Origin of the sequence: Streptomyces camelliae (genome assembly GCF_027625935.1) — a bacterium.
GTDB lineage: Bacteria > Actinomycetota > Actinomycetes > Streptomycetales > Streptomycetaceae > Streptomyces > Streptomyces camelliae.
On record NZ_CP115300.1, the window covers coordinates 4469197 to 4481530 of the forward strand.

The 12334-nt window shown below is 70.3% G+C and carries 9 protein-coding genes; 3 read left to right on the top strand and 6 right to left on the bottom strand.

Translation table 11 applies throughout. The annotated features are described in order from the left end of the window. The first annotated feature begins 6 nt into the window (after positions 1-6). Positions 7-798, top strand: coding sequence for a DUF4142 domain-containing protein (locus tag O1G22_RS20365; RefSeq protein WP_270082651.1), 792 nt, complete (start codon positions 7-9; stop codon positions 796-798). A 4-nt stretch (positions 799-802) separates the two neighbouring features. Here O1G22_RS20365 and O1G22_RS20370 read toward each other — a convergent pair whose 3' ends face one another. The 3 genes from O1G22_RS20370 to O1G22_RS20380 form a co-directional block, all read right to left on the bottom strand. Beyond that, a complete protein-coding gene (locus O1G22_RS20370; protein ID WP_270082652.1) occupies positions 803-2449 on the bottom strand; it encodes a glycoside hydrolase family 13 protein in 1647 nt (548 codons plus the stop codon). Between the two features lie 79 nt (positions 2450-2528). Then, entirely contained in the window at positions 2529-3929 is a 1401-nt protein-coding gene (locus O1G22_RS20375; protein ID WP_270086474.1) for an AAA family ATPase, read from the bottom strand. Between the two features lie 206 nt (positions 3930-4135). Next, positions 4136-4351, bottom strand: a complete 216-nt coding sequence (locus tag O1G22_RS20380) for a hypothetical protein (RefSeq protein WP_270082653.1) — start codon at positions 4349-4351, stop codon at positions 4136-4138. Positions 4352-4504: 153 nt separating this feature from the next. Between O1G22_RS20380 and pglX the strand changes: the two genes are divergently transcribed. Continuing rightward, positions 4505-7984 (top strand): BREX-2 system adenine-specific DNA-methyltransferase PglX, encoded by a 3480-nt coding sequence (gene pglX, locus O1G22_RS20385; protein ID WP_270082654.1) that lies wholly within the window; start codon positions 4505-4507, stop codon positions 7982-7984. Here the strand turns inward: pglX and O1G22_RS20390 are convergent. Continuing rightward, complete coding sequence (locus tag O1G22_RS20390; protein WP_270082655.1) at positions 7981-8967, bottom strand: nucleoside hydrolase; 987 nt, start codon at positions 8965-8967, stop codon at positions 7981-7983. The two genes, pglX and O1G22_RS20390, sit on opposite strands and share 4 nt — an antisense overlap. Before the next feature lie 31 nt (positions 8968-8998). Further along, entirely contained in the window at positions 8999-10252 is a 1254-nt protein-coding gene (thrS, locus tag O1G22_RS20395) for a threonine--tRNA ligase (protein ID WP_333492314.1), read from the bottom strand. A 341-nt stretch (positions 10253-10593) separates the two neighbouring features. Here thrS and O1G22_RS20400 point away from each other — a divergent pair, with 341 nt between their 5' ends. Next, positions 10594-11433: a hypothetical protein gene (locus O1G22_RS20400; protein ID WP_270082656.1), complete on the top strand. Its 840-nt coding sequence runs from the start codon at positions 10594-10596 to the stop codon at positions 11431-11433. A gap of 67 nt (positions 11434-11500) precedes the next feature. Here O1G22_RS20400 and O1G22_RS20405 read toward each other — a convergent pair whose 3' ends face one another. Beyond that, a complete protein-coding gene (locus tag O1G22_RS20405; RefSeq protein WP_270082657.1) occupies positions 11501-12283 on the bottom strand; it encodes an alpha/beta hydrolase family protein in 783 nt (260 codons plus the stop codon). Between the last annotated feature and the right edge of the window lie 51 nt (positions 12284-12334).

A 12334-nucleotide genomic window follows, 5' to 3' on the forward strand; every position in this document is an offset into this window, starting at 1 on the left:
GGAGGCATGGTGCGCTTTTCGCGGAACGCGACGGGAACTCTCTTCGTGGGCGGTGCCATGGCCGTGACCCTCGCGGCGCTGGCCTACCCGGGCATGCTCGGTCTGAGCAAGGTCGCCACCGCCCAGGACCGCGTCATCGCCAACACCCAGTGGGGACCGCTCACCGAACAGGACCGGGACTTCGTGGTGAAGGTGCGGGCGGCCGGCCTGTGGGAGTACCCGGTCGGCCAGATGGGGCTCCAGAAGGGCACCACACCGGCGGTCAAGACGGCCAGCCAGCATCTGGTCGACGGGCACGCGGCGCTGGACACCACGTGCCGCAAGATCGCCCCGATGCTCAACATCACGCTGCCCAACATCGCGAGCCCGCAACAGGAGGGCTTCGTCAGGCAGCTGCAGGCGGACAGCGGGAAGAAGTTCGACAGCGACTTCGCCAACATCCTGCGGATGACGCACGGTTCGATCTTCAACACCATCGCGAAGATCCGGTCCACGACGAAGAACACACTGGTCCGGGCCCTCGCCGACCAGGCCAACAACACCGTGCTCGACCACATCACGGTGATGGAGAAGACCGGTTTCGTCGACTTCGACCAGACGATCTTCCAGCAGACGACCCCACCGAAGCTCCCCAACTCCGACCTGACCCCGCCCCCGCCCCCGGCAGGCCAGCCCGAGGTGGTCCTGACCCCGCCGCCGAACGCCACGTCGACTCCCGTGGACATCAACGGGATCGCGGGCGGCGGGGCCGGCGCGGGAGCCTCTCCGGGAGTGAGTCCCGCGCCGACGGCGGGCTAGGAACTCATGCCAGCCAGATCGTGGTGTCCGGGGGCAGCAGCCCACCGCCGGACAGCGGGACACTGGACAGCAGCACCTCGCCCGGGGGCAGCGGTACGGGGCCTGCGCCGAGGTTGGTGATGCAGCGCCAGCCCGGGGACCGGCTGAAGTCCAGCACCGCGGCCCCGCTGTCGGCGGACCACCTCAACTCCTCCCCCTCCAGCAGCTTGCGCCGTAGCCGCAGGGCCATGCGGTAGAGCTCCAGCGTCGAGCCCTCGGTCCCCGCCTGTGCCTCGACGGCGTACCACGCGAAGGACGGCGGCTGCGGGAGCCAGCCGGGGCCGGCGCCGAAGCCGTACGACGGTCCGGTCGTCGTCCACGGCAGCGGGACCCGGCATCCGTCGCGGCCCTTGCGGGTGTGGCCGGTCTGCTCCCAGATGGGGTCCTGGAGGGCGCCGGCGGGCAGGTCGGCGACCTCGGGCAGGCCCAGTTCCTCGCCCTGGTAGAGGTACGCCGAACCGGGCAGGGCCAGCATCAGCAGGGTCGCCGCGCGGGCCCGGCGCAACCCGGCGGCGGGGTCGAGGGCGGGTTCGGTGCCGTCGGACAGCAGCCAGGCCCCCGGGTCCGTGCCGGGCGGGAGCATCAGGCGGGAGGCATGGCGGACGACGTCGTGGTTGGACAGCACCCAGGTGGCGGAGGCACCGGCGGACCGGGCGCCGAGCAGGGCCGCGGTGATCAGCTCACGCAGCTCGTCCGCGTCCCAGCCTGCCTCCAGATACTCGAAGTTGAAGGCCTGGCCCAGTTCGTCCGGGCGGGCGTACCGCGCCCTGCGGGCACCCGGGACCCAGGCCTCGGCGACGGCGGTGCGCGGCGGGGCGTACGTGTCGAAGAGGGTGCGCCAGTCGCGGTAGATCTCGTGGACCTCGTCACGGTCCCAGTACGGGTGGCTGCCCGGCGCGACCCGCAGCAGGGACTCCTCACCGGTCGCGCCGATGTCCCCGATGTCCCGCAGCGGTTCGGCGAGGTCCTTGGCGAGGCCGTGGGCGACGTCGACACGGAAGCCGTCGACGCCCCGGTCGGACCAGAAGCGCAGGGTGGTGCGGAAGTCGGCGCGGACCTCCTCGTTGTCCCAGTTCAGGTCGGGCTGCTCGGGGGCGAACAGGTGCAGGTACCACGCGCCGTCGGGCGTCCGCCGCCAGGCGCTGCCGCCGAACACGGACTGCCAGTCCGTGGGCGGGAGTTCACCGTGCGCGCCCCGGCCGGAGCGGAAGACGTAACGGTCACGGGCGGCCGAGCCGGGCTCCGCCCGCAGCGCCTCCTGGAACCAGGGATGCAGATGCGAGGTGTGGTTCGGGACGATGTCGACGACGACCTTCAGACCGAGCCGGTGCGCCTCGGTCACGAGGGCGTCGAAGTCGTCCAGCGTGCCGAGGCGGGGGTCGACGTCCCGGTGGTCGGCGATGTCGTAGCCGCCGTCGGCGAGTTCGGAGAGGTAGAAGGGGCTCAGCCACAGCGCGTCGACACCGAGTGCGGCGAGGTGGTCCAGCCGCTCGGTGATGCCCCGCAGATCGCCGAGGCCGTCACCGTCGGCGTCGGCGAAACTGCGGGGGTAGACCTGGTAGACGACGGCCTGCCGCCACCAGTCCGGGCTCCTGGAGGAGAGGTCTGCCATACGGACTCCCTGGGGAAGGACACCGTGAAGAATCTGTCCATCCGGCCAGGAGAGCGAACCTCCGGCCCGACCAGGGCGCCTAGGGCAGAACCATGGCCGGCATCGCACGGCCGTAGAGCTCGTCGAGCCCGATCAACAGCACTCCGCCTCGCTCGGCTTCGGCCCTGAGGGCGTCGCTGAAGCCGGCGGCGCTGAAGCACGCCAGTCCGCACCGCGTCGTGTCCATGCCTCGCCCGGCAAGGAGGTCCCTGGCCCGCATCAGCCGCTCCAGGTGACTCATCCCCATCACGGTGCCCCACTTCGCCTCGCCGAGCACGGTGACCGCAGGCCTACGCGAGCCGGATCCGGGTTCGACCACGGCCACGTCGATCTGAATCTGCCGACGCTCCTTCGGGTCGGTGACCACCCCGCCGCCGACCTCGCCGAGTGATGTGCTGAGCAAGGAGCGCCCTGGTCCGAGCACGTACTCGCGGCACACAGCCTCGAAGTGCGGTCCGGCCACCTGCGCCGCGAAGCGCTCCGCCGATCTGGCCCACACCTCCGCGGCCTGGCCGCTTTCCAGTCGCGCCCAGGCCGGACGCATGACGGCCTCATAGAAGTTGATCAGCGGCTCCGTGATGCGGTACTGCGACTTTCCGGCCCGGAAGATGTCCGGCTCCCGTGCCAGCAAGTGGCTGTCTTCCAGGACGTTCAGCGGGTGCGAGATGTCGACGGACTTACGGCCGATGTAGCCGGCGATACCACCGCGGGTCCTGTTGCCCTGCGCCACAGCCGCGAGCACCGAGTGGTAGAGCGCGGTGTCACGGATGTCGGCCTCCTCGGCGAGCAGGTATCGCGCCTCCCGGAAGAGAGGGCTGAACGGCGACAGGACCGTACGGCACACCCAGTCGTCGAAGTCGTGCATACCTGCGGGGATGTCATCCGCCAGGAACTGGCGACGGTACGCGGGGGTGCCTCCGACTACGGCGTGCAGCCGAGCGGCGAGCGCCGGCGTATCGGCGACACTCCAGAAATCCGCCGCAGCCCGATACCCGAAGGGGCGTACGACGAGTTCGAGCTGAGCCCGGCCGCGCAGGGGAGCAGTACTGGCCAGCAGCCCGCCCATGACGGACATCGCCGAACCGCACAGAAGGAGCCGCATGCGGCTCTCCTCAACCTGGAAGCGGTCGATCAGACGCTGAATGAGCGAGGGCAGTTCCGGGGCCACCTTGACCAGATACGGAAACTCGTCGATGACGACGAGGAAGGGGCGCTCCGGTCGCGTCCCGCCCGTCGTCCCGTTCTCGGGCGAGGCCAGGCCGAAGAGATAGGAGATCGCGTCGTCCCAGGTGTGGAAGGAGAACGCCACGGGCGAACCGCTGTACTCGGCAAGAGCGGCACTGAACTGACGAAGGGATTCCGCCTCCGTCCCGGCGGTGGCCCCGAAATAGAAGCCACCGCACTGCTCGACGAGGGCTCGCAGGAGATAGGTCTTCCCCATGCGCCGCCTGCCGCTGACGATGCCGAGCATGGCGTGCGGCAAGGGCCGGTTCACGAAGGCGGCGAGCGCGTCCCACTCACCGCCACGATCGAAGACGCGAGTCGGCTTCTCCGGTCTGGTGTCAGGTCGCACGGCGGAGTTCCCCTACCTTTAGAAGTACACCCCTAAGTACTATACCCCTAACAGTCACGCCGCTCGCTCCGTGATCAACCATGCAGGAAGCCACCGATCGCAAGGCCGAGTGTGGCCACCCCGAGGAAGGCCGTTCCGCCCGCAGCGAGCGCTCGCGTCACTCGATCTCCGGTGGAGCGCCCGCTCTGTGCCACCCAGAAAACACAAGCCACCACGCCGGCGACGACGGCCGCACCGAGCAACACGACCGCCACCCATACCAGCTTGAGCCCCCCGCTTTCCCCACCCATGGACCCTCACCCTCCCTGGAGGACGGCCGGCCGTCGCGACCGGTCACCGTCAGGGACGGGAGCGTAGCCCAGCATCACAACACTCTCCAAGTTTTATGACTCTCCCAATGATAAAGTCGTCTCGGAACACGCCGAGCGACTGGGAAGGGGCACATGCCCGCCGAGAACGACCTGGCCGGCGACCTGCTGCGACTCACCGCCCGAATCGAGGCGGACCTGCGCACGCGCCTGCCCGCCGACCCGGCCGATCAGAAGCTGCGCGACGAGTACGAGACCGCCAGGCTCGTCGGACTGGCATCGGCGACGTGGGAGGTCTGGCGGGACGCCTGGGTCTCCCAGGTGGCAAGCGCATGGGTGCTCGCGACCGTGCTGATCCGGTTCTGCGAGGACAACGAACTGCTGGACGTTTCCTTCGCCCGCTCCCGGGCGGTCACCAGTGACCTCGTGGTCCACGCCGTCGATCGGCTCCGCGCGCATCCCGTCGCGGCGACGGTGTTCAGCCCGGCCAGTCATCCCCTGTGGCACATGACCCTCAGTGATGACGCCTGCCAAGAGCTGCTCTCCTTCTGGCGCCGTCGGACCTCTGACGGGGCTCTGCTGCATGACTTCACCGACGCCTCACGCTCCACGGAGTTCCTGGCCGATCTCCACTCCGCGCTCAATGAGCGGGCGCGCAGGTCGTACGGCCAGGTCCGCACCCCTGCGTTCGTCGTCGATCTCATCCACGACCTTGTGCTGGAACCGGCTCTGGCCGAACGCGCATCCGACGCAGAAGGCCTCTCGGCCCTCCGATTGCTCGACCCGGCGTGCGGCTCGGGCGCATTCCTGCTCGACGCCTACGAGCGGCTGTTCCGACGTTGGTCCGAGATCAGGCCGGAAATGAGCCCGTGGCAGCGGGCGGCACGCGCCCTGCGATCGGTCCACGGCTGTGACATCGACCCGTGTGCCGTGAGCACGACCAGGTTCCGTCTGTTGATGGCCGCCATGAACAGCACGGGGGCGCGGCGACTCGACGAGGTCCCCGACCTGCCGCTGGTCGTCGCGACCGGCGACGCCCTTCTGTACGGCCGCTCCGCCCGCCCGGGTCCGGCGCCCGCCGGACAGTCGGTCCCCTCCGAATTCGACGAGTACAGCGCACGGCACGGGCTACTGCACCCCGCGTCCTACGACGTGGTGTCCACCAATCCGCCCTACGTCTCCGTCGCGGACAAGGCTCTTGCCGCGACGTACCGCGACCTCTACGAGAGCTGCACCGGAGCCTACGCGCTGCCAGTCCCTTTCACGGAGCTCGCTTTCGAACTCGTACGGGCGGACGAACCAGCGGGCCGCGTCGGTCTCCTGACCTCCAACGCCTTCATGAAGCGCGAGTTCGGACGGAACCTCGTCGAACGCGTCCTGTCCAGAGTGGAGATCACCCACGTCATCGACATGTCCGGGGCGTACATCCCCGGTCACGGAACCCCGACCGCGGTCCTCGTGGGCCTGGGCCGGGTGCCGGATCCCGGTTCGCCCGTCCACCTGGTCGTGGGCCGTCGAGGCGAACCCGCGCTACCGGAGCGGCCCGAGGACGGACTCGTCTGGCGGTCGCTTCGGGACCTGGCCTTCACAGCCGGGTCAGCGAACCAGTGGGCGGAGTCCTACCTTGAGGACCGCGAGCAACTGAGCGTCTTCCCCTGGAGCCTCACGCCATCAGGGGCACGCGAGGTGCTGCACCGGATGGAGAGGGGCGAACGGCTGGGCGACCACGTCGTACGCATCGGGTACGCCGCCAACACTGGTTCCGACGACCTCTTCTGCGCCACCGCCCGTACCTTCCGGCGGTACGGAGCCGAGGAGTCCGCCACCGTGCCCGTGCTGACCGGCTCCGAAGTACGGGATTGGTCGGCGATCCCAGAGTCCATGGCATTCTTTCCCCGTACGGACCATCGCTTCGAACCCATCGTCGATCTACGACAGTTTCCGGGACACCACCGGCGTCTGTGGCCGTACCGGACCGTGCTGTCGAAGCGGAAGGGCGCGAAGAAGACCTCGCCCTGGTACGACTGGCACCACATCGCGTCCACCGGGGACGCGCATCCGTGGTCCCTCGTGTTTCCCTGGGTGGCCACCCACCCGCACTTCAGCCTGCTCCGGGATTCTGCAGTCCCTCTGAACTCGGCACCAGTGATCAAGCTGCCGAAAAGTGCCTCGGCAGAATCCCACCTCGGCCTCCTGGGTGCCCTTAACAGCTCAGCCGCGAGTTTCTGGCTCAAGCAGATGAGCCAGAGCAAGGGGCAGTCGCGCGTGGATCAGCTGCGGGGCGCCGAGGCAGATGGGGAGGCCTGGGCGAAGATCTACGAGTTCACCTCGACACGGCTCCTCGACCTTCCGCTTCCCACCGAGTTCCCCCTCGCCGAGGCCAGCGAGCTGGACCGCCTGGCGGCCGAGTCACAGCGCGTCCTGCACGAGCTCGCCGACCCGGACACCCAGATCACCTCCGCGCTCCTCGACTCCGCCCATGACCGCTGGCAGTCCCTCAGATCGCGGATGATCGCCATTCAGGAGGAGCTCGACTGGACGGCGTACGCCCACTACGGTCTGCTGCCCGACCATGAGGAACTGACGGTCCCCCTGGATGACATACCCGCCCTTGACGTGGGGGAGCGGTCCTTCGAGATCCTGCTTGCCCGCCGCGTCGCAGGAGGCGAGGCGGACACGCGATGGTTCGCACGCCACGCGGCAATGCCGGTGACCGAACTCCCCCGGCACTGGCCGTCGGCGTACCGGGACGTGGTGCAACGCCGGATGAACGCCATCGAGAAGAACATCTCGCTGGCCGTACTGGAACAGCCCGAGTACAAGCGCCGCTGGGTCGCCGAACCATGGGAACTCAGGATCGCCTCCCTGCTCCGGCAACGCCTGCTCGACCACTGTGAGGCACCTCATCTGTGGTACGAGACATCCCCGGAGGGGAGCCGGTGGCCCGTACTCCGGACGGTACGCGAATTGGTCGCGATGCTGAGCCGCAATGCCGACTTCACCACGCTGGCGGCGGCCTACGCCCCTTCCAGGTCCATGGCCGACGTGCTGATGGAGTTGCTCGCCGACGAGCACGTACCCCAGGCTGCGTCCCTCCGGTACAAGCCCTCAGGCCTCGCCAAGCGACGTGTCTGGCAAGGCGTGTGGGAGGCTCAACGCCGCGAGGACCAAGCGAGGCTTGTGCACGCCGAACGGGGCCACTCGATCCCGGTCCCGCCGCGATACGCGTCTACCGACTTCCTCAGACCCTCGTACTGGAGGCACAGGGGCAAATTCGACGTACCGGGCGAGCGTTTCGTTTCGTTCCCGTCATCGGCCTCACCCTTGTCCCTGTCCACGCCGATCGGTTGGGCGGGCTGGACCGCCGGTGAGCGAGCCACCGTGGTACTCGGCCTCCTCGAAGCCGAGCACCACGCCCATGCACAGCGCCCGGAGTCTTCCATGCCGTTGTTCGGAGCACTCGCGGAACTGCTCCCTTGGGTCACAGAACCCATGGGGGACTCGCTTCGACGCGCGTACGACGAAAACCTCTCCCGGATGGGCCTGTCCGCTGCGGACGTGGATGCCTGGCGTCCCCCCGCCCCGCGGCGAGGCAGGCCCCGCAAGGCCGTCTAGGAGGACGGCGTCCGGGAGGCCGCCTCCACCGTCTCCAGGTACAGCTTCACGTACCGCTCCACGTCCACCTCCAACGCCACGTCCACCAGGGCCCGTTCGCGACTGCCCTCGTGGATCTCGTACTCGCCGGCGCGGGGCCGGCGGTCGACCACCGTCTGGCCGCGGGTCGGGCCGGCGTCCAGGGAGACCTCGACCGGCAGCAGGCGGGTGGTGAGGCCGCCGGGGTCGGCCACCGCGCACACCGCGCCCGCGTCGCCGAGCCCGCCCGCCTCCTCCGCCTCCGGCTCCTCACCGATCGCGGTCGGCCGGTGCGCGAGGAGGTCGCCGGCCAGCCGGGTGCCGGGGTCGGCGCTCGCGCGCAGCCGGTGCACGTCCGGGGTGTCCACGACGACCTGCATGAAGACGTCGAGCCCGTACATCGTGATCGGCACCCCGGCCGTGAGCAGGATCGCCGCCGCCTCCGGGTCGTGCCAGACGTTGAACTCGGCGACCGGCGTGGCGTTCCCGCTGCCCACGGCCCCGCCCATGAAGACGATCCGCTCGATGTTGCGGGTCACCTCCGGGTGGGTGCGCAGGAGCAGGGCGATGTTCGTCAGGGGCGCGGTCGGGATGAGCGTGACCGGGCGCGGGGAGGCGAGGATCTCGCGGCGCAGCAGGGCTACGGCGTCCAGCTCGGACGCCGTCCGCTTCGGCGCGGGCAGGCCCAGGTCGCCCATGCCGTCGGCGCCGTGCACATGCTGGGCCGAGCGGGCCGGCTCGATCAGCGGGCGGGCGGCGCCCCGGCCCACCGGGATGTCGGGGGCGCCCGCCTGCTCCAGCACGGTCAGGGTGTTGCGGACCACGCCGTCGACGTCCGTGTTCCCGGCCACGCAGGTCACCGCGCGCAGGTCGATCCCGGGGTGGCGTACGGCGAAGAGCAGGGCGAGGGCGTCGTCGACACCCGTGTCGCAGTCGATGATCACGGGAATGGGCTGACCGGTCACAGCGGACTCCTTCCGTCGAATCGACCCTAGATCACACCGGTCGGTCCCACAGAGCGATTCCGCGTCGGGCGACCCGGTCCGCGATCCGGCGCAGCAGCTCCGGCACCGGCAGCTCCCCGGGCCGCCGGCCGTCCCGCAGCCGTACGGCGGCCCGGCCCTCCGCCGCCTCCCGGGCACCGATGACCACCTGGTACGGCACCAGCCGCGCGGCCCGGATCCGGGCGCCCAGGGAGCCGTCCTCGGGCCCGGCGAGCTCGGCCCGCAGGCCCCGCTCCACGGCTTCGCGGACGACGGCCGCCGCCTGCTCGACCTGCTCCTCGCTCACCGGCAGAACGACCACCTGCACCGGCGCCAGCCAGGCCGGGAAGGCGCCCCGGTGGGCCTCGATGAGATGGGCGACGGCCCGCTCGACGCTGCCGATGATGCTGCGGTGCACCATCACCGGCCGGTGTTTCGCGCCGTCGGCACCGATGTAGTGCAGATCGAAGCGGGCCGGCTGGTGGAAGTCGATCTGCACGGTGGACAGGGTGGACTCGCGACCGGCCGGATCCGCGATCTGTACGTCGATCTTGGGCCCGTAGAAGGCCGCCTCGCCCTCCGCCTCCTCGTAGTCGATGCCGGACTCCTCCAGCACCTCCCGCAGCAGCGCGGTCGCCCGCCGCCACAGTTCCGGGTCGGCGACGTACTTGCCGCCCTCCCCGGGCAGCGACAGCCGGTGCCGTACGGCCTCGATGCCGAGGTCGGCGTAGGCACGGGCGATCAGCTCCAGCGCGCCCCGCGCCTCCTGCACCGCCTGCTCCAGGGTGCAGAAGATGTGGGCGTCGTTGAGCTGGATGGCGCGGACACGGGTCAGCCCGCCGAGGACACCGGACAGTTCGGCGCGGTACATGCTTCCCAACTCGGCGATACGGAGCGGCAGTTCACGGTAACTGTGGGAGCGGGAGCGATAGATCAGGGCGTGATGGGGGCAGAGACTGGGCCGCAGCACGATCTCTTCCGATTCCTCCGCCCCGAGCCGCATGGCCGGATACATGTCGTCCCGGTAATGCCCCCAGTGCCCGGAGATCTCGTAGAGCTCCCGCTTGCCGAGCGCGGGCGAGTACACGTGCCGGTACCCGGCCCGGCGTTCGGCCTCGCGGATGTACTCCTCCAGGGTGTGCCGGAGGACCGCGCCGTCCGGCAGCCAGTACGGCAGCCCGGCCCCCATCAGCGGGTCGGTGTCGAACAGACCGAGCTCGCGGCCGAGGCGGCGGTGGTCGGGAAGCTCGAGGATCGAGTCGTTCACGGTGGGTTCCTCTCGCGAAGGGGGCGAGGGGGCGAGGCACCGGGACGCGGGAACGCCGAAGCCCCGGGGCACTCGCCCCAGGGCTTCGATGCTGGTCAGGTGTCAGCGCGCCGGGACGGTCTCCGGCGTCGTCGTGCTACGAGGGCACTGCTGGGCGCGCTGCATACGGCGACCGTAGCAACCCCCTCAGCCGCGGGGCGACGCATTTTCCCCGAGCCCCTCACCCGGCCCCTCACCCGTACGGCCCGGAGCGCTGGTGAGGCGGGCGGGGCGGTGATCCCGTGAGAACAGGCACCCACCGCACCGGCCCGCAGTCGACCCGCAGTCCAGGAGGCAGCCCGATGCCGTCGAAGACCCCGATGCCGTCGAAGACCTCGCTGGCCGCACTGACCTCGCTGATCGACGCGATACGCTCCCGCCGCCGGCTCCAGCTGACCCTCATAGCCCTCGGTCTCATCGCGATGGGCGGCTGCGCGGCCCTCGGCCTGAAGCACCCGGCGACCGCGCCGCAGCCCCTCCCCACGATCGACAAGCCGACCCCGATACCGCGGGCCTCCGGCCGGGCGAACGGTGCCACGCTCACCGACGAGCAGGCGCAGGCCGCCCTCCTCACCCAGACGGACCTCGGCGCCCCCTGGACGGCGACCCGCGGGGCGGCCACCTGGCGGGACGGCATGCTGAAGGCGACCAGCACGGCGGCGGAGTGCGGGCGCCTGATGGAGACGCTCTACACCGACGCCCTCCTCGGCGGCCCTCCCCGCGCCACGATCAGCCTGGACGACGCCGACACCGACGCCCAGTTCCGCTACCAGATCGGCGCCCGCCGCCCCGCCGACGTCGACGCGGACCTCGCCTGGCTGAAGACGCTGCCGGTGCAGTGCGCCCGCTTCACGGCCAAGACCGACAACGGCCTGGTGGAGGACGTCCGGGTCAACGAGGCCCCCCTGCCGAATGTCGGTGACGCCCGCCAGGGCCTGCACATCACCATCGCCACCACGACGTCCGACGGCCGGGACCACCTCCTCACCCTGGACCTGGCCGCCGTCCGCGTCGGCCAGGACGCCTTCGCCTTCACCAACGCCGGCCTGGGGAACGTACCGAACGACGCGACCCAGGCCGCCGTCCAGGTGGGGGCGCTGCGGCTGGCGGATGTGCGGAGGCAGGGCAGGGCGCAGGTCTGACCCTGGCCGTCGGAGTTCCGGCTTCGCTTCAGCGAGGCGCTCGGCGGACGACCAGGTCGAGCCCGGCTCAGGCCGGCGAGGTGGCCGCTCCGCCGAAGTGGCGGGCGAAGAAGCGGACCGCGCTGTCGGCCTCGAACCGGGGCAGTTCCTTGTGCTTGCCCGTGTTGACGTGCAGGGTCTTCTCCTTCGAGGCGAAGGCGTCGAACAGCGCGAGGCCGGCCTCGCGCGGGATGTGCTCGTCGTCCCACTGCATGTCGAACTCGATCGGGATGGTGATCCGCTCGGCCTGCTCGGCCAGGACGTCGGGCCAGTGCAGGCCGAAGACCGCGGCCGTGATCCTGGGTTCGACCGCCACCAGCGGCACCCCGATCGCGGTACCCATGTTGATGCCCCAGAAGCCGACCGGCCCGTCGGTGCCGATCTCCGGGAGCTCCTGGAGGGCGTCCAGGGCCGCCTGCCACTCGGGTACGGCCTGCTCGGCCAGGTGGGCGTTGTAGCGGACGACGATCGGGCCTTCCGGCTCGCCCGCCGCCCGCGCCCGGTACAGCTCGGCGATCTCTTCCTCGTCGTGCGCCGTGCGCGGCCGGTCGCCGTGACCGGGCGCGTCGAGGACGGCGACGTGGAAGCCGCAGCCCGTCACGAGGAGCTGGGCCCGGCCCGACATCGCCGGATGCTTCTTGTGGTTGCCGCCGCCGTGTCCCATCAGGACGAGGGGTGCGCGACCGGCGCCGGAGGCCGGCGACCAGAGGACTCCGGGGACGTCGCCCACGGTGAAGTCACGCTCGGTCATGCCGTTCGACGACGACTCGGCGGTGAACTGCAGAGAGTGCCGGGAGTGCAGAGAGTGCATGGTGTTGCCTTTCGGGAGTGCCTTGTTGGCGAGGCGCTCCCGGCGACACCT